General features: G+C 36.2%; 17 protein-coding genes and 1 tRNA gene. 11 read left to right on the forward strand and 7 right to left on the reverse strand.

Translation table 11 applies throughout. The annotated features are described in order from the left end of the window. The 9 genes from BUB95_RS06970 to BUB95_RS07010 all read left to right on the forward strand — a co-directional run bounded on the left by BUB95_RS06970 (position 1) and on the right by BUB95_RS07010 (position 7,606). Entirely contained in the window at positions 1-750 is a 750-nt protein-coding gene (locus BUB95_RS06970) for a cyclase family protein (RefSeq protein ID WP_073084662.1), read from the forward strand. A 78-nt stretch (positions 751-828) separates the two neighbouring features. Then, the gene (locus tag BUB95_RS06975) at positions 829-1,437 is read left to right on the forward strand and encodes a DUF4230 domain-containing protein (protein WP_073084664.1); all 609 of its coding nucleotides are present in this window, start codon (positions 829-831) and stop codon (positions 1,435-1,437) included. Next, on the forward strand, positions 1,434-1,793 hold the full coding sequence (locus BUB95_RS06980) for an MmcQ/YjbR family DNA-binding protein (protein WP_073084666.1): 360 nt from the start codon (positions 1,434-1,436) through the stop codon (positions 1,791-1,793). The genes BUB95_RS06975 and BUB95_RS06980 overlap by 4 nt, the downstream gene beginning before the upstream one ends. A 95-nt stretch (positions 1,794-1,888) precedes the next feature. Then, positions 1,889-2,845 carry a dihydrodipicolinate synthase family protein gene (locus BUB95_RS06985; RefSeq protein ID WP_073084669.1) on the forward strand — a complete coding sequence of 319 codons (957 nt, stop codon included), beginning with the start codon at positions 1,889-1,891 and terminating at the stop codon, positions 2,843-2,845. 36 nt (positions 2,846-2,881) lie between these two features. Next, positions 2,882-4,468, forward strand: coding sequence for an aldehyde dehydrogenase (NADP(+)) (locus BUB95_RS06990; RefSeq protein ID WP_073084670.1), 1,587 nt, complete (start codon positions 2,882-2,884; stop codon positions 4,466-4,468). Next, the gene (locus BUB95_RS06995) at positions 4,469-5,479 is read left to right on the forward strand and encodes a 4-hydroxyproline epimerase (RefSeq protein ID WP_073084672.1); all 1,011 of its coding nucleotides are present in this window, start codon (positions 4,469-4,471) and stop codon (positions 5,477-5,479) included. 2 nt (positions 5,480-5,481) lie between these two features. Next, entirely contained in the window at positions 5,482-6,729 is a 1,248-nt protein-coding gene (locus tag BUB95_RS07000) for an NAD(P)/FAD-dependent oxidoreductase (RefSeq protein WP_073084674.1), read from the forward strand. A 53-nt stretch (positions 6,730-6,782) separates the two neighbouring features. Further along, complete coding sequence (locus tag BUB95_RS07005; protein WP_073084676.1) at positions 6,783-7,346, forward strand: PhnA domain-containing protein; 564 nt, start codon at positions 6,783-6,785, stop codon at positions 7,344-7,346. Beyond that, a complete protein-coding gene (locus BUB95_RS07010; RefSeq protein ID WP_073084678.1) occupies positions 7,346-7,606 on the forward strand; it encodes a DUF1272 domain-containing protein in 261 nt (86 codons plus the stop codon). The genes BUB95_RS07005 and BUB95_RS07010 overlap by 1 nt, the downstream gene beginning before the upstream one ends. A gap of 44 nt (positions 7,607-7,650) precedes the next feature. Here the strand turns inward: BUB95_RS07010 and BUB95_RS07015 are convergent, their stop codons facing one another. The 4 genes from BUB95_RS07015 to BUB95_RS07030 form a co-directional block, all read right to left on the reverse strand. Then, positions 7,651-8,121: a YybH family protein gene (locus BUB95_RS07015; protein ID WP_073084680.1), complete on the reverse strand. Its 471-nt coding sequence runs from the start codon at positions 8,119-8,121 to the stop codon at positions 7,651-7,653. Between the two features lie 40 nt (positions 8,122-8,161). Next, complete coding sequence (locus BUB95_RS07020; RefSeq protein ID WP_073084682.1) at positions 8,162-9,262, reverse strand: DUF4407 domain-containing protein; 1,101 nt, start codon at positions 9,260-9,262, stop codon at positions 8,162-8,164. Between the two features lie 115 nt (positions 9,263-9,377). Then, positions 9,378-11,588 (reverse strand): M56 family metallopeptidase, encoded by a 2,211-nt coding sequence (locus BUB95_RS07025; protein WP_073084684.1) that lies wholly within the window; start codon positions 11,586-11,588, stop codon positions 9,378-9,380. Between the two features lie 2 nt (positions 11,589-11,590). Then, positions 11,591-11,956 (reverse strand): BlaI/MecI/CopY family transcriptional regulator, encoded by a 366-nt coding sequence (locus BUB95_RS07030; protein ID WP_073084686.1) that lies wholly within the window; start codon positions 11,954-11,956, stop codon positions 11,591-11,593. Positions 11,957-12,081: 125 nt separating this feature from the next. Between BUB95_RS07030 and BUB95_RS07035 the strand changes: the two genes are divergently transcribed. Then, a complete protein-coding gene (locus BUB95_RS07035; protein WP_073084688.1) occupies positions 12,082-13,254 on the forward strand; it encodes a M28 family peptidase in 1,173 nt (390 codons plus the stop codon). A gap of 8 nt (positions 13,255-13,262) precedes the next feature. On the opposite strand, the gene BUB95_RS07040 is transcribed toward BUB95_RS07035, so the two are convergent. Both BUB95_RS07040 and BUB95_RS07045 read right to left on the reverse strand, forming a co-directional pair. Beyond that, a complete protein-coding gene (locus tag BUB95_RS07040; RefSeq protein ID WP_073084690.1) occupies positions 13,263-14,513 on the reverse strand; it encodes a DoxX family protein in 1,251 nt (416 codons plus the stop codon). Next, on the reverse strand, positions 14,514-15,902 hold the full coding sequence (locus BUB95_RS07045) for a dipeptidase (protein WP_073084692.1): 1,389 nt from the start codon (positions 15,900-15,902) through the stop codon (positions 14,514-14,516). 127 nt (positions 15,903-16,029) lie between these two features. Between BUB95_RS07045 and BUB95_RS07050 the strand changes: the two genes are divergently transcribed. Continuing rightward, positions 16,030-16,111 (forward strand) — tRNA-Leu (locus BUB95_RS07050). A gap of 165 nt (positions 16,112-16,276) precedes the next feature. Here the strand turns inward: BUB95_RS07050 and BUB95_RS07055 are convergent. Then, positions 16,277-19,189, reverse strand: coding sequence for an alpha-amylase family glycosyl hydrolase (locus tag BUB95_RS07055; RefSeq protein WP_073084694.1), 2,913 nt, complete (start codon positions 19,187-19,189; stop codon positions 16,277-16,279). Positions 19,190-19,217: the final 28 nt, after the last annotated feature.

The following is a 19,217-nucleotide window of genomic DNA, read 5'->3' on the forward strand; positions in this document are numbered from 1 at the left end:
TTGATAGCAACAATACAATACAATTCTAGAAAATTAAATATAGATTTATCCAAACCCTTAGATATTTCTATCCCCATACGTCACGGCGTAAAAAACGTCAACGCTTGGTATATCGGTCCTCCAAAGATTGAAGCAGAAGTTTATGATAATGAAGCAATTAGCGTTGCTGAAGGCGCTTCGGTTAATTTTAATACAATAACGTTTAATCCGCATGCTCACGGCACACATACCGAAACGGTTGGGCATATTACAGAAAAACCGTATCCGATTACCAAAGTGTTTAAATCGTCTTTTTTTCTAGCTGAAGTTATTAGTGTAGCACCAGAAAAACTAATGAAAGACCACATTATTTCGGCAAAACAATTGCAATTTGCTATTGGTAATAAAAAACGAGACGCCTTAATTGTTAGGACATTGCCAAATATGAAAGACAAAAAGACCATGCAATATTCTAATACAAATTGGGTCTATTTTACAGAAGATGCTATTAAGTTACTAGTAAAAAAAGGGATTAAGCATCTACTTATAGATTTGCCAAGCATAGATAGAGAAAGAGATGGAGGTGAACTTAGAGGGCACAATGCTTTTTGGAATACATCTGGCGAACTCCGATTAGATGCAACAATTACAGAATTTATTTATGTGCCAAACAAAATAGAAGACGGGACTTATATGCTTAATCTTCAAATTGCTCCATTTGAAAATGATGCGTCACCAAGTCGTCCAGTTTTATATAAAATTTTAGAGTAAATTTATTTCCGATTGTCGCGCTGAGCTTGTCGAAGCGCTTTCGGAGAGTTGATTCGGTAGCTATATTAAAATCTATAAATGGAAACATTTTTCATCATAATCATAAGTATATTAGTCACTCTAGGCATAGTGACACTAATAAAACAATGGCGAAGTACAAAGAAAACAAACGAGCAGTCTATCATTCTTTTAGATAAGATAAAGCGCGTTTGTAAGTTCATTACGGTCGAAGGCGATTTTGCGGATATTTACCATTACGAAGATGTAAAGGAAAAATTTCTGAAATTGATTTCTAGTAAGAAAAAGGCACTAGTCGTCATCAATGCTAAAGCGCATGTTGGGTTTGATTTAAGTAAACTTAAAATGAATGCTGATGCGAACTCAAAACGCGTAGTGCTTACCCACTTTCCTCAACCAGAGGTATTGTCTATCGAAACCAACATTAATTATTACGACAAAAAAGACGGTATGTTTAACAAATTTGAAGCTTCAGATTTAACAGACTTACATGTGCAAGCTAAAGCCCATATACAAGAAAAAATACCAGAGAGTGGTTTGTTTAATGTAGCTAGAGGTGAAGCTCTAGAAGCCATTCAACTTATAGAGTCTATTGTAGAAACTATTGGTTGGAAGCTGGATTATTCAGCATTAAAGATTGAAACTGAAGATAAAAAACTTTTAGAATGAACATCGAGCAATTCCGAGACTATTGCGTGAATAAAAAGGAAGTCACTGAGCATTTTCCGTTTGATGAAGATACGCTCGTATTTAAAGTCTGCAACAAAATGTTTGCCTTGGCGTCATTAAAAAAATGGGAAGAGGGAAATCCGTTTATAAACCTTAAGTGCAATCCAGATTATGCGCAAGAACTTCGTGCGGAATATGATGGTGTTCAGCCAGGTTACCATATGCATAAGCAACAATGGAATTCCGTTTACGTAAATAGTGATGTGCCTACAAAACTAATTGCATCGTTGATTGACCACTCTTACGACCTGATAGTTCAGAAATTACCAAAGAAGGATAGAACACGAATACAGTAGCTGTCTTATGTCTTTCGACATAACTATACTTATTTTTAAGATAAGTAAATGCAATTAAGAAATTGCTTAGTTTCACTACTCAAAAAATAAATATTATGAGTTCTAAATGGGATGGTGTAATGCCTGCAGTATTTACATGGTTAAAAGAGTCAAAATCTGGTGCTCTTGAGATTGACTTTGGTACAACACAGAAACAGGCAGCAGATGTTTTAAAAACTCAAGGAAATGGTGGTAGCAGAATGAGCGGACTTGTTGGTTCTGGTACGTTAGGTGAGAATAGTTACTTGAGCACAAAACAGCGTCTGTCTTTATTGGAAGCACTTTCTGAGGTTTCTAAAGAATATAATGTTCCTTTAATCAGTGGAGCTGCAGCAGAAACTAAAGAACAACTTGCCAAAATCGTAAAAGGACTTGCAAAAGTTGGCGTTGATACAGTTATGGTCATGCCACCAAAAACGAAGGCGATTCCTTCTGATAAAGAAATGTATGAGTATTATGCACTTTCTGAAGCAACTGCAAATGATGTTGGTGTAACAATTATGCCTTATAACAATCCTGATGCTGCAGGTTATCATCCGCTATCAACAGACCTCCTTTTAAGGCTTTCTGTTCTTCCTAAGGTAACTGCGCTTAAAATATCGACCATCGATGTTTCAATTATTGAAACGTTGATGTTAGAAAACAAAGATTTAAAGATTTTGGCAGGAGTAGATACAGTTACTGTGCATGCAGGACTTGCTGGAGCTTGTGGCGGAATTACAGGTGTAGGCGTTATTTTCCCAAAAGCAAGTGTTACAATGCAAGAGTATATTTCAAACGGAGAATGGGATAAAGCAAACAAAATTTCGCAGGCTTTAAATTCCTTGTCTTATCTAGATGCTCAGCCGCTGTTGATGGAATATCTTAAGCTTGCTATGGGAATACATCATAACGATATTGCTGGAGGACTGCGTACCTTTGGTAAGAAATTAACTCAAAAGCAAATTGATGATGTCCGCGCTAGATATATTCTGGCAAAAGAAAGGCTTGAAGTTCTGGACTTAATATCTTGATGTTTTCAAATATCCAAATATTAAAAATTAGTAAATATGATTACAGGAAAAAACTATATAGGCTCAAAGCTATCAGCAAAAGGAAGTAAAACGTATAAAACGTTTAATCCAGAATTAAATATTGAAAATGAACCTATTTATACCGAGGCAACGATAAGTGAAATTAATGAAGCAACCCAATTAGCTACAGAAGCATTTGAAACTTATAAAGCGGTTTCTGGTGAGAAAAAAGCAAAGTTTTTAAGAGCTATTGCTGATGAAATTCTAGCATTAGATGATACTTTAATTAAGACGTATTGTTCTGAAACAGGTCTCCCAGAAGGAAGAGCAAAAGGTGAAAGAGGAAGAACCGTAGGTCAACTAAGAAGTTTTGCCGATTTGGTAGAAGAAGGTTCTTGGGTAGAAGCATCTATCGATACAGCGCAGCCCAATAGAGAACCCATGCCAAAACCAGACCTCCGAAAACTATTAGTGCCTCTAGGACCAGTCGTGGTCTTTGGAGCAAGTAATTTTCCATTAGCCTATTCAACTGCTGGTGGCGATACAGCCGCAGCATTGGCTTCTGGCTGTCCAGTAATCGTAAAATCCCATCCAATGCATGCAGGAACAGGAGAATTGGTAGCAAGTGCTATTATTAAAGCAGCTGAGGCCACTGGTATGCCAAACGGGGTGTTTTCTAATATTAATAGCAGTGGTATTGACGTTGGCGCGCAACTTGTAAAACATCCACAAGTAAAGGCTGTTGGTTTTACAGGAAGTATAAAAGGTGGTCGAGCTTTATATGATTTAGCAGCTCAGCGTGAAGAACCTATACCTGTTTTTGCAGAAATGGGAAGTATAAACCCTGTCGTAATACTGCCAGCAGCACTTAATAACCGAAGTGAAGCACTTGCAGAAACTTATGCTAATTCTATCACTTTGGGAACAGGACAGTTTTGTACAAATCCAGGTCTCATTCTTGGTATTAAAAGTCAGTCGCTTTCTGATTTTGTGTCAAGTTTATCCAATGCCATATTAGAAAAAGAGCCAACCTGTATGCTGCATCCTAATATTCATGAGGCTTATCAAACTAAAAAAGAAAAAGTAATGTCTCAGACCGATACTGCAATTACGGCTAATCTTAATTCAGATACAAAACCTAATTATGCTAGTCAGGCAGTCGTAACAGTAGATGGCGGAACATTTTTAAAAAATCCAATATTGCATCAAGAAGTTTTTGGGCCATTTTCTATGGTTGTACAGTGTGATGACGTTGACCAATTAGAAGCCGTTATTTCTAATTTAGAAGGACAACTCACAGGTACGTTAATAGCAGATTCAGATGAAGCTTCAGAGTATTCAGGAGTTATTTCTGCTTTACAAAACAGAGTTGGACGTATCATCTATAACGGCGTTCCTACAGGAGTTGAGGTTTGTCCGTCAATGGTACATGGCGGTCCGTATCCATCTTCAACGGACAGTCGTTTTACCGCTGTTGGTATCCATTCTATAAAACGATGGGTAAGACCGTTTAGTTATCAAGATTGGCCAAATGAATTACTTCCAGACGAATTAAAAAATGAAAATCCTTTAGGAATTTCTAGATTGGTAAATAATAGTCAAACTAAAGCAGCGATTGAGTAAATGGCTAAAAATACTTTTGTTTGTATAGATGCGCATACCTGCGGAAATCCGGTTAGAGTGGTTAAAAGTGGAGGTCCAGAGCTTGTTGGTGATACAATGAGTGAGAAGCGTCAACATTTTTTAAAAGAATACGATTGGATTCGTAAAGGCTTGATGTTCGAGCCTCGTGGTCATGACATGATGAGTGGCAGTATTTTATATCCACCGCACAATCCAGAAAATGATTTTGCCATTCTATTTATAGAAACTTCGGGTTGTTTGCCAATGTGTGGTCATGGTACTATTGGCACCATTACAATTGCTATTGAAGAAGGTTTAATTACACCAAAAACGCCAGGAAAGATAAGAATGGAAGCACCGGCAGGTTTGGTAGAAATCGAATACCAACAAACCGGTGAAAAAGTAGATTGGGTAAAACTAACGAACGTAAAAAGTTATTTGGCAGCAGAAGGATTATCTGTAGACTGTCCAACTTTGGGTAAGCTTAAATTCGACGTGGCTTACGGTGGTAATTTTTATGCGATTATAGACCCGCAGGAAAATTTTTCAGGTATTCAAGATTATACAGCAAGCGAAATTATTGGATTTTCTCAAAAACTCAGACCACTTATTAACGAGAAGTATCCTAACTATTTTATTCATCCAGAAAATAAAACCATTAGAGATGTTTCACATCTATTATGGACAGGCACACCTTTAGACAAAAACTCTCATGGAAGAAATGCCGTATTTTATGGCGATAAAGCCATAGACAGAAGTCCTTGTGGAACAGGAACATCAGCACGTTTGGCACAACTTTTCGCCAAAGGTCAATTAAAGGTTGGAGAACCTTTTATTCACGAAAGTTTTATAGGAAGTAAATTTATCGGACGTGTTGAAGAGGTTACTAGTCTAGGTGATAAAAAAGCAATAATTCCAAGTATTCAAGGTTGGGCAAAAATTTATGGGCATAATACCATTACTATTGATGACGAGGATGACCCATATGCCCATGGTTTTCAAGTGATATAAATATGTCTAAACAAGTAATTATTATTGGTGGCGGAATCATAGGATTATGTTCTGCATATTATCTTCAAAAAGAAGGCTGTAGTGTCACGGTAATCGATAAATCAAATTTTTCGTCAGGAGCATCGTACGTTAATGCCGGATACATTACACCAAGTCATTTTATTCCATTAGCACAACCAGGAATTATTACAAAAGGCATAAAATGGATGTTTAATTCGGCGAGTCCTTTTTATGTAAAACCTAGGCTTGATGTCGATTTTTTAAAATGGGCTTGGGCTTTCAAATCCTCTTCAACAAAGGCAAAAGTCGAAAAAGCAATACCAGTAATTAAAGACCTAAATTTATTAAGCCGAAGACTTTATGAGGATTTAAAAGATTCGGGAGATTTTAAGTTTCATTACGTACGCAAGGGATTATTAATGTGCTATAAGTCCGAAAAGGTCGGAGAGGAAGAATGGCAAGTTGGGCAACGTGGCATACAAGAAGGTCTCAAAGTTGAAAATCTTTCAGTTTCAGAAGTCAAAAAACTAGAGCCAGATGTAGATTTAGATATCAAAGGCGCCGTTTATTTTCATTCTGATGCGCACATGACACCTAATAATTTTATGCGGGATATGTTGAGTCATTTAAAATCCGTTGGTGTCACGTTTTTTGAAAATGAAACCTTAGTTGATATAGAGGTAAATGCGAATTCAATAAGCAAAATTATTACAAATAATCAAGAGCTAGAAGCTGATGAGGTTGTGATGGCTGCTGGAAGCTGGAGCCAAAATCTATCTAAAAAACTAGATATTAAAATCCCACTTCAAGCAGGAAAAGGCTATTCAATAAATGTTGAAAAAGATACTGGAATTAAAATACCTTCAATTCTATGTGAAGCTAAAGTTGCCGTTACACCTATGGATGGTTTTACGCGCTTCGCAGGGACTATGGAAATTGCTGGAATAAATCATAATATAAATCCTGTGCGTGTTAAAGCCATTGCAAAAGCAGCTAAGGATTATTACCCAAATATAACTATTAACTCGGAAGCTATTGATAATGCCAAATGCGGTTTAAGACCATGTTCACCAGACGGTTTGCCATATATTGGTAAATCTTCAAAATGCGAAAATTTAACTATAGCTACTGGCCATGCTATGATGGGTTGGAGTTTGGGACCAGCAACAGGAAAATTAGTTACTGAGATAATTAAGAAAGAGAAATATTCCATGCCAATTGAGGCGTTTCATCCGGATAGAAAATTTTAAGATTTTCGCCTTATAATCATATTAAAATTATCTTTGAAGCTTCTATTAGTTATATGACTTCAGCAAAAGACTTAAAACAGCGTAGCAATAATCAATGCGAGTTGTGTAGTGCAACAGAACATCTGTCGGTTTACGATATTCCCAATGCAAAAGAAAAAGCAATTTACGCCTGTAATAATTGCATAGAGCAAATGGAAGACTCTGAGAAGATTGACCCTAACCATTGGCGCTGTCTTAACGATAGTATGTGGAGCGAGCACGATGCTGTAAAGATTGTGGCTTGGCGTATGCTTAATCGTGTAAATGAATCTTGGGCAGAAGATATGTTAGCTATGATGTATTTAGAAGATGAAACACTTGAATTGGCTAAAGCCGCTGGAGATGGAGAGGCTGACGAAAACCAGGTTATTCATCGCGATGTAAATGGTGTTGTCTTAGATACTGGCGACTCTGTGGTGTTGGTAAAAGATTTAAAGGTGAAAGGTTCTAGTATGGTTGCTAAACAAGGTACAGCTGTTAGAAATATTAGGCTCGATAGAGAAAATTCAGAATATATTGAAGGTAAAGTCGATGGACAGCACATTGTGATAATCACGAAGTACGTAAAGAAACTATAATGCTAGAAATTAGACCTACTTGCGAGAACTGTAATAAGCGTTTGCCTTTTGATGCTCAAGATGCTTATATCTGTACGTTTGAATGTACGTATTGTGCCGATTGTGTAGAAAAGCTAAAGCAAGTATGTCCTAATTGTGGTGGTGGTTTTGAAAAACGCCCAATAAGACCAGAACGGCTTCTAAAAAAATATCCGGTATCTACGACGATAGTGCATAAACCAGTTGATTTTGAGGTTCATTATTTGAAGATAAACAGATAATTGATAGACTTCTAAAAGTCTAGAAATCTAATAATCTAATTCTTCTAACAACTCATATCCGCCACAATCTTCCATTCGCCATTAATCATTTTAAAAATGATGATAAAGACACCATCTGCATCACCAACCTCTCGTTTTAGATGGTACTCTCCCATAACCCAGTAATTGTTTCCATCAATTTGCGAAACATCATTAATTATAAAGTTTAACGTTCCGGTTTCCGCTTTTGTAGGGTAACCACGTTTGTAATTATCTAATGTGTTTTGCCAACCTTTGGTAAGTCCATTACTACCATAAAATTTAAGCGAATCACTTTTCCAATACCCTTGCATAAAGCCTTTGAGGTCGCCTTGGTTCCACGCGTTTTGTTGGTCATCCATGACTTTTAGAATGGCAGTTTTTGCTGTATTGTAATCTGTTTCTTCGACAACAGTGACATCTCCAACATCGGCTCTAACACTAATACAAGCGTAAGTAATAAGGGCTAATCCTAGGGCTATAACATACTTTTTCATGAGGTTGGGTTTTATTCAACCTAAAAGTAGTAACTAAATTTTAAAGCGCCTCTTTCTGATTTTTAAAAAAAGCATCAGCCTGTAGCTGCATTAGTTCTCGCGCTTTTTTGTGCTTATAGCTAATCACCTCTTCTTCATCGGCAATGTCGTTATAAACCTTATTATTAATGTCATTGTCTGTTTTAAGTAACAGTTTACGCTCATTAACCTTTTGCATGGTCCAAGTCTTAATTGTAGTTTCTTGGTCTTGGAGACGGTAATCGAATTCGCCTTTAGGAGATAATAGTTTAGCAAAAATTGGCGAAGTTTCTATAGCTAAAAATAGCATAAATATAAAAAACGATGGTAACCATGGCAATTCACCTAGCGCATTAACACGCGCCATTAAACCATCAAAATTATCAATGATGGGTTGCGAATCTGCAACGTTTGTTTTTTGTGTAGTTTGTAGGTCAGCAATCTCAGTCTGTAGAGCTTCAATTTTGGCTTTGTTATCTGTTTTTAGTTGTTGTAATTCGGCAAGTGCAGCATCGTGTTTCTCACGTTTTTCTTTATAAACAGGCCCTTTTCCCAAGAGTTGGGTGCCTGCTGTACCTTCAGCTTCAGAAATGTAAGTGTCGTAAAGTGTATTCACTTCTGCCTCTTTAGTATCAATCTCCGTTTGAAGTCCGGTAATAGTATTTTGTAATTCAGTAATCTTAGGTGTAAACTGTTGTGCAATCTGATTTTGATTGGCTAAGGTTAAATCGTTTTTTTGCTCTAGAAGTACCTGATTGATTTCTTTTTCGAAAATCTTTAGTTCTAAAGGCTTAGATATAACAACAGCAATAATCACAGCTAATAAAATTCGAGGTGTCGCCTGAAGAATTTCATCTATAACATTATCTCGTTTTTTAATGGTAGAAACAATATAACGGTCTAGATTAAAAATGAGCAAGCCCCAAATAATCCCGAAAAATATGGCTGAATAGAGTGTGTCAAAAACGGTGTAAAGCGCGTAACTCGCTGCTATAGTAGCCATAAGCGCCGTAAAAAAAACAGTAGCACCTATCCCAGCATATTTGTTTTGTTCGCCTATGGAACAGTCTTTAAGTATATCGGTGTCTGCGCCAGAGCAGATAATAAAAAATTGTTTTAGCATAACTTGGTTCGATTAGATTGATAAACTATAAGAACGCTAAAAGTTTGGTTTTGTTACAGTTTTAATCGAAAAAAGCCTCGTGGAAGAGGCTTTCTTTGGTACTAAGATTATAGGTTTATTCATTTTTCTTCATAACTGGTGGCGGTGGAGGAGGCGGTGGCAAAACGTTTCCTTTATCATCAGTTATGAAACCATCTTTATTGTAGTAGGTTTTTTTGCCGCCATAAATGATGAAGTAGTGCGACTCACCATTGTCTAAAACCTCATAGCCAGACTTTGCATTTTTTGGTGTCTCTTTTATAATTTGATTAAGCGTTTTCTTTTTGCCGTTTTTGTATTGTTTGACTTGAAATGGTGGTGGCGGTGGCGGTGGCGGCGGAAAATTTGGAAATACTTCAGCATCCTTTTTTTGCTTATCCGTCATACGACTATAAATAGATTTGTAACGCGCTATGTCTTTTTGCTTAATGATAGGGTAAGGTGCTTTTTTATTAGTCTCAGCTTTACTAATTTGAGCACTCAATTTTTTAGTCCAAGCATTGTAGTCTGCAACTTCTTTTGCTGTTGGTGGGTTTTGTTGCTTTACTGGAGGTGGAGGCGGAGGAAATTTTATAGCTTTCAATGCTTTATCCGAAACAGGGTGTGGAGCCGACTCAGCTTTTTGCTTATCTGTCATTCTACTGTATATCCCTTGATATTTCATTAAGTCTTTTTGCTTTACAATTGGGTATTCTGCAGGTTTACCATTTTGCTCATTTTTTTGAGCTATTAACGTTTCTTCTTTTAGCTTTTTTGCCCACGCGTTATATTCTGCAACTTCTTTTGCAGTTGCTGGATTTTGTTGTTCAGCATTCGGCGAGACAGAAATTGAGGCTTCAGTACCCTTAACATATTCAAATCCTGGAAATGGCATTTTTTCGGCGTTTCGCTTTTGTGCCGCAGACATTCTATTGTGGATGCCAGCATATTTGATTAAATTTTGTTCGTTTACAGGAGGAAGTAGTTTCTCACCTGTAGAAAAAACTGTGCTTTTGGCATTTATCTTTTTTGCCCAAGCGTTATATTCTGCTATTTCTTTAGCTGTAGGTAGTTTTTGTTGTTTTTCGGATTTTTTATTATCCAAGAAAGGTGTATTTCCTTTACTCTTAATGACCTCTTGATTTTTAGTTACTAAACGATGAAATCCGTAATCTTTTAAAGCGTTGTATATAAACCAAACTTCTTTATTTGTTTCCTCACCTGCAAATGTCACGTGTACATTCATAATTTTATTTCGAACCGTAGCTGAGATATCTTGGTGCAATGTATTCACCGTTTCAACGAAAGAGGTTTTGTCGGTCTTAATTCCATCTACTTCATAGTTGTTATTGCCTAAAACCTTGATGCTAATACTTCGGGCTGTATGTTCCTTTTCAAGGACTGAAGTATTTATTTCTGAAATTTCATTTTGTAAAGGAACTTCAACAATTTTACGTTCGCTAAAGCCGTAAAATAAAACCCCTAAAACGGGTAGAACTAATAGGCCAATTAGCCACTTTCTTTTTTGTGATGTTCGTGTTTTCATAACTGTAAATCGTTTTTTGATGGATGAATAATCTATAGCATTTGCAAGGCTATAGTCTTGATGTGATGAATAGGATAATAAGGTGTTTTGATAATTAGCAGGTTCAAAGCCTTTGTCTATAACGGCTTGGTCTGCTAAAAATTCGTGATTGAGTTTTATACGTTTTTTATAGAGCCAAATAAAAGGCTGAAACCAAAATACAATCTGCATTAACTCTATAAACAAAATGTCTAAACTATGCTTTTGTTTGGCATGCACTTCTTCGTGAAGAAGAACTTCTTTTGGGACTTCGTTTTTCTGGAATTTCAATTTATTCAGAAAAATAAAATTGAAAAACGTATGCGGATTTATCAGTGTTTTAAGTAGTACAAACGTAATAGACGATTGTTTTTGTTTTTCGTTAGTGTTTATGGTTTTTACAATGCTGAACAGGTTTTTAATAAACCTTAAACTGAATATAGCTACGCCTAGAATATAGACTGACCAAAGGATGCGTTCTAGCGTCCAAAATGGTGTTTCAATAATTTCTAATGATTCATTTATAGAGAAAGGTATAGCAGCATTGCTAAAGTTTAGACCATTAATAGGCTCTACATAAACATATTGTGTTATACTTAAAAGTGGAATACAAAATGCAGCAACTACTGAGGTTAGCAAATAAAAGCGCTTAAAACGATGCATGTTTTCTTTTTCTAAAAACAAAACATAGAGCACCCAAAATATAGCTAGGATGGCTGTTGATTTTAAAAGATAGATTTCCATGATTACTTTTTCTTTATTTCGTTATCAATCAACTTTTTTAAATCTTCTAATTCAGACTTCGATAAGTCTGTTTTAGTGGTAAAAAACGAAGCAAATTGTGAGGCACTGTCATTAAAAAAGTTCTTTATTAACCCGTTTACATGCTTAGAGAAATAGTCTTCTTTTTTAATTAAAGGATAATATTCGCGAGACTTCCCAAAGGTATTATAATCTACAAACCCTTTATCTGTCATACGCTTTAATAGCGTAGCTACTGTAGTGTTTGCAGGTTTTGGTTCTGGATAACTGTCCAACAAATCTTTCATAAAGGCTTTGTTTAACTTCCAGAGATATTGCATAAGTTGTTCTTCGGTTTTTGAGAGTTGCATGTTCTATATTTTCAGATTAACTTCTACAAATGTAGAAATAAAATTTAATTCTACAAGTGTAGAGTCAAAATATTTTCGTTTTTGAATTCTTATATTTGAAAAATAATGAACCCAAATCATTAGTTATGAAACGATTTTACATCACTTTATTTGCCGTAATTTTTTCGACCTTATTTGCCAATGCACAATTTGTTCAGGATGTTGTCAATGCCATAAGGCAAGATAGTTTAGAGCGAAAAGTTGCCGAATTATCCGGAGAAACGTCTTCTTTAATAAATGGCACATTGGCTACTATAACTACAAGAATACAAAGCAATAACGATTTGGCTGCAGAGTATATAAAAGACCATTTTGAAGCCTTAAGCAACATTAGTATAAACGACCAAAGTTTTAATGCCGGTGCTGGAATTGGACGAAATATTATAGCGACTCAAACAGGTACAGTAACACCAAATAACATCTATCTCATTTGTGCGCATTACGATTCTGTTGCAGAGTTTTGTGCAGATGATAACGCCACTGGAACATCAGCAGTATTAGAAATCGCAAGAATTTTATCTCAATACGAAACCGAGAATACTATTGTTTATGCCCTTTGGGATCAGGAAGAAAATGGACTCCGCGGGTCTAATTTTTATGCTGAACAAGCCAGTGCTAATGGCGATAATATTGTCGCTGTTGTAAACATGGATATGATGGGTTATCAAAATCAAACAGCAAATGATAATAATTTTGATATAGATTTAAACAATACCGTTGAATCTGGGGCCATTAAAGACGATTTGTTAGCACTACAACCAACGTATGCGCCCAATTTGAATCCTATCGTCGTACAGCCTGGAACACCAGCAAGTGACCATAAACCGTTTTGGGATGAAGGTTATGGCGCGGTTCTAGTTGGTGAATCTTGGATAACAAATGACCAAACACCTTTTTATCATATGGCAACTGATAGACTTGCGACTTTAGATATTCCCTATTATTATGAGATGGTGAAGCTTGTTGCGGCTTACACGGCCACAAAAGCCGATATTGTAAGAGTGCTATCTAATGATAAATTTAATCGAAATACATTCAGAGTTTTTCCTAATCCAGTCGTTTCAGAATTATATATAGTATCTAATTTATCTGAAACACTAGAACTGGAGTTCTATAATATTGAAGGGAAATTGGTTAAAAAGATGAATTTGAACTCCGATAGGTCAAAATTAGATGTCTCTAGTTTTTCTAGCGGCGTTTATTTTGTAAACATCAAATCTAACCTAGGAGATAGTACTTATAAGTTTGTGAAGCAATAAGTAGGATACTATTTGTTGTAAGGGCGTTCGTTTATCCAATTAAATCCACGCGAATGTAAAGGGAATTCGTTTAAATCCTTTTTCTCTAAGGTTACAAAAATGCTATCACTTTCAATTTTACCCCATAATTTAAGAAGATTAGGTTTGGGCAAATCAAACTCAAAATTAAGACTGTCTTTGATGCTGTATTGACTGTAAATAGAAATTTTATTTTCAGTGGTATCTGTTTCAAAAGTGTGTCTTACCAGCTTATCGGTCATAGTCTTTACAACAGCTTTGCCTTTCCGTTCAATTAATAGATAGCGCCAACGATGAGAATCTGTAGTCAATGGCGGAATTGTGTCATTATTTTTTATAAAGGTTTTAGTTTCCCAAATCCCATAGAGTGCAGGTCTATGATTTTGGTCACTAATATTTAGCTGCCCTAAATAACCTAATACACACCCGGCAATAAGAAGAATAGGAAGTATTATTTTCTTTATAATAGAAATAGTTTTATGATAACTTTTCGAAGTTTCAGGATGGTAAAAATCATACGCTTCGGTACTTTTATTTTTTATAAAAACGGATAAAAACCGTTTAATATCTGTCATAAAAATGATGCTTGCCATCAATATTAAATGAATTGAAAATAGCTTAACAGGTATATCGAACATCAAGTTCATCATAGCTACCTGCGTCATCACACCAATGACAATAAAAGCACCAAGTGTAGCTGTGCGTCTCCATATAAGGAGGACACCTCCAAGGATTTCCATTAGGCCAGCAAACATCCCAAAACCTTTAGAATATCCCATATACGTCCAGGCTAGTCCCATTGGCGAAAACTCACCTAAGGGCTGAAGTAATTTTACAAATGATGGTGGTTGAAACTGGATTTGAAAGACTTTTACAAATCCATATAAAAGCATAGCTAGTATTATAAAAACTCTAAGCACAACTAAGAACCAATAAAAGGCTTTATTGTATTCCTTTCTGTTAGGTTTTAGTACTGACCATGAAAAAGTTATAATTACTGCTAGAACAAAATTGACAAATAGCGTAATGTAAGCATAGGTATTATCTCCACTGCCATAACCACTTACATCAAAGTCATAAGAAAACCCTAGCAGCGACTTACCAATCCATTTAAAAGGCGTTTTAAACAAACTACTGGTAAACATCAATAGAATATAGAGTAGAAAGTATGAGAAAATAAACCTAAAAATTAGTTTACTTCTTAATGACCAAACTTCTCTATACGATTGACTTAATAGCATTTATTGTTTTAACTCTGTAAAGTATTTATAAAAATAAGGAATGGTTTCGATACCTTTTAAGTAATTCCAAATACCAAAATGCTCGTTTGGCGAATGGATTGCATCACTATCTAAACCAAATCCCATTAGTATAGTTTTGCTTTTTAATTCTTGCTCAAATAGAGATACAATTGGTATGCTTCCTCCGCTACGTTGCGGTATGGGTGTTTTTCCGAATGTTTGTTCATAGGCTTTTGCTGCAGCTTTGTAGCCAATGCTATCTATAGGTGTTACATAACCTTGACCGCCGTGATGAGGCGATACTTTTACGCGCACACCAGCAGGAGCGATGCTCTCGAAATGTATTTTGAATAGTTGGGTGATTTCTTCCCAATCTTGGTTAGGTACTAAGCGCATTGAGATTTTTGCAAAGGCTTTACTAGCGATGACTGTTTTTGCCCCTTCGCCAGTGTAACCACCCCAAATTCCGTTGACATCTAGAGTTGGTCTAATAGAATTTCGTTCGTTTGTAGTGTAACCTTCTTCGCCATAAACAGCATCGATGTCCAAGGCTTTTTTGTAGTCTTCTAAAGAGAATGGCGCTTTTGCCATTTCGGCACGTTCAGCGTCAGATAGATTTTCTACTTTATCGTAAAATCCTGGGATAGTTATATGATTATTTTCGTCATGGAGTGAGGCAATCATCTTCGTTAAAACATTAATCGGATTTGCCACAGCGCCACCATACAAACCAGAATGTAAATCGCGGTTTGGTCCGGTAACTTCAACTTCGACATAGCTTAAGCCACGGAGCCCAGTTGTAATCGATGGAACGTCCTTGGCAATCATCCCTGTATCGGAAATAAGGATAACATCGTTCTTTAATTTTTCACGATTTGCTTTTACAAAATGCGAGAGATTAACACTGCCAACTTCTTCTTCGCCTTCAATCATAAACTTAACGTTACAGGGTAACTCGCCATGAGACGTCATATATTCTAAGGCTTTTACGTGCATGTACATTTGGCCTTTATCATCGCAAGCACCTCGAGCAAAAATGGCACCTTCAGGGTGTAAATCTGTATTTTTAATTACAGGTTCAAAAGGCGGTGAGTGCCACAAATCTAATGGATCTGGCGGTTGTACATCGTAATGTCCGTAAACTAATACGGTTGGTAATTTTGGGTCTATAATTTTATCGCCATAAACAATAGGAAAACCATCGGTTTCGCAAATTTCTACATGATCGCAACCTGCTTTTTCTAGACTGGTCTTGATAACTTCTGCAGTTTGAATCGTTTGCTTTTCGTATGCAGAATCTGCACTAATAGACGGGATTTTTAAAAGCTCGATGAGCTCGTCTATAAAGCGTTGTTTATTTGAAGAAATATAAGATTGAATACCAGACATAATTTATAATTTGTGTGTCTAACAAAAATAAGAAAAGCTAAAGGACTATTTATTGTTTTAAAGCTATTTGATTATTGAAAACATTGTTTATATTTGCATCCCGATTTTAAACATAATCGGTCTTATTGCGGGCGTGGTGGAATTGGTAGACACGCTAGACTTAGGATCTAGTGCCGCGAGGTGTGGGAGTTCGAGTCTCCCCGCCCGCACAATAAAAAAGAGCTGACTTATAGAGTTGGCTCTTTTTTTTAGAAGATTTGTAATCATATCAGACGAGAAGTTTACCCTGAGCGCAGTCGAAGGGAGTCTCCCTACGCGCACAAACAAAAAAGCTTCTCATTTGAGAAGCCTTTTTCTACTATATGAACTTGACATTAAAGTTTAATAAGTTTTGAAGTGCTTATTTGGTTACTTTCATTTTTCGCTCTTAAAATATAAACGCCAGTTTTTAAACTAGAAATGTCGAACGAATCTGAGCTATTAAAATAACCTTTATACCATTTTATTAACTTGCCTGATAAATCATAAATTTCTACATCAGATATATTTGAGTTTATTTGAAATGATGTATTCGCTGGATTAGGATAAATATTAAACGTATTAAATGATACATCATTAGTACTTAATGCAGCTACCGATTGGTTGCCAAAGATTCTAAATTGTCCAGCAGGCACAGTTATAGAAGTTGTAGAACCAGGCACAGTAGTTGCGCCGGTTTCGTCCATTAAATCATACCAAGTCGTAACTCCAGCTGTAAATCCTGGATCTATATTTTGAGATACAACATCGAAATTAGCGATAATAAAAACATCATTAAGTTGCGTGTTTGGGAGGCTTGTATCAAATACTCGGATTGAAGGAGTAAAATCTGCAGAATTCGAGAAAATAGTATAATCGCCTTCAAAAACATCTTCAGTGGTTTTAAGAGCATTTAAGCGTGCCCAATCACTATAGATTTGCGAGCGCAATGCATCAGACAACCAGTTATTAGTCCATTGAGGTTGCGGTTTTGTATCTAATTTACAATCACCAGGAGCGGCATCACCTTCTGTATTTACCGTTCCATTTGTACAAGTAAATATTGAGTTTTCCATTCCTAATTCGCCAAAGTGCCATATCATCTTTGGTCCTGGAACCATTACAGAAACTGCACCTAAGGCAGACATTCTAGAAAGTGCTGTATTAAGGTCAGTGACATTATAACCACCAAAATTTTTACCGTTGATAATGTTGTTATACATTAAACGCTCTTCGTCATGACTTTCAGGGTATCCGATAACTCTTGGACCATTAAAACCAGTTCTATCTTTATGTCCCATGCGTCTTATATCCTTATTTAAATCCTGTCCCATAGTAAGCTCGTTGTAAGGACCAGTCATTTTACCCCACATCATAACACCTTTACCTTCATCAAGACGGTAATTTGCCCATTCTTTTTCTTCATTATCAGAACCTAAATGCTCAAAAATTGAATAGTGGTCTGGGTCAATTGCCCACAGATGGTCGATATATTCTTTTAAAACGTCTATTCGGTCTTGCTGGTAGTTTTGCGTACAACCAAAATCACCATCAAAAGTGCCATTTCCGCAGTTTTGTGTAAAGCCTTTTGTTAAATCCCAACGGTATCCATCTATTTTGTATTCTTCTATCCAGTAGGCAGTAACTTGCTTAACGTAATCTCTAGTTAATGTATTACTATGATCAAAATCACTACCAACATTAAAAGAATGCGTAGGAAAAATGTTAAAGTAAGGGTTTTCTGTTGATGGGCCACCCCAACCGTCGCCGTCTGGATCATCCATCCACATACGGACGAGAGGATTACGACCAAAAGCATGATTAAAAGCAATATCTAAGATAACGGCAATTCCATTTTGATGACAAACATCAACTAATTCCTTAAATTTTTCTGGTGTGCCATAAAATTTATCTAGTGCCATGTGAAAGGCTGTATTGTAACCCCAACTTTCATTACCTTCAAACTCCATAACTGGCATTAATTCAATAGCATTGACTCCAAGATTTTTGAAATAATCTATCCTGTCTATTACATCTTGGTAATTTCTGTTAGCATCAAAATCTCTAACTAATAATTCATATACAATAAGGTCTTCTTCTTTTGGTTTGTCAAAGTTCGTCACAACCCAATTGTAAGGTGTTTGTCCTGTTTGTAAAACTGTTACTTCGCGTTCTTGTCCAGTTGGATATGTAGGGAGACTAGGATAGCTTGAGGCAGGAATAAATGGGTCATCAAATGGAGATAATACAAGCGTCGAATAAGGATCTGCAGCTTTAACTAATACTGGAGAGCCACTAATAGGAGTGGTGTCGTAAACCCAATATTGATAAGTTTCAATTTGTCCTGAGGTAAGTCCTGTAATCTCTAACCAATATTTACCAGTAACAGGATCCCGTTTCATAACATCAGATGACTGAGGTTGGTAATTATTAAAACTACCAGCCACTTCTACAAAATCTTTATTAGGTGCGGTAAGAACTAATGTAGCTTTAGTTGCGTCAGTAGCATAGTAATTAATCCCATCGACTAGACCTGCTGGTAGAGCTTCTTCAATAACAGTAGGACTTACAATAACTTGAAAACTGTCAACTACACTAATATCATCATTAGCTCCCGATAGATTTCCAGTAAAGGTTACTATGCCTCCACTTGTAATATTTGTTATAGTGTCCGAGCATCTAGGGAAGCCACAATTTCCGCTGAGATTTGTGTTATCAGAAGTTCCAGTAAAAGAAATATCATATGTTACCCCAAATTGGGTATTTCCTTCGTATTCGACTTCCGTCTGAATAAATAAATCATCCCCTGAGTTAAGTAAAACAGGTGTCTGAGAAGGATTGATGAATACTATATTACTAATTCCTAAATCTTTGAAGTTATCGCCACTTTGATTACTCCCATCTTGAGATTTTATAAGGAAACCTATTGTTGCAATATCAGTATTGCTAAAAAAATCGGTTGGTATGCCAAAGTTAAAAGAATACGTACCGTCGCCATTGTTGGTAAATTTTGCAGTTTCAGGAGAATTACTAAAGTCTGTTCCAGTAGCTGTAGGGTTGTTTATCTGAGTACCATCATCGGTGATATGCCAAGCCCATAAATAGATGTCGGATACACTCCATTCCGTAACTGGATTGAACCCAGAAATAGTTAAAGTAACGTTAGTATCTGTTTCTTCAAAAAATTCTGGAGACCATGTAAAGGTTTGTCCAAAGCTTGATAGGGTTGAAGCAGATAGTAGTACAATTAGAAGTAACAATTTTTTCATTTTCAATTTTTTAAAAGAAAAGGCTATG

This window comes from Winogradskyella jejuensis, assembly GCF_900129745.1.
Lineage (GTDB): Bacteria > Bacteroidota > Bacteroidia > Flavobacteriales > Flavobacteriaceae > Winogradskyella > Winogradskyella jejuensis.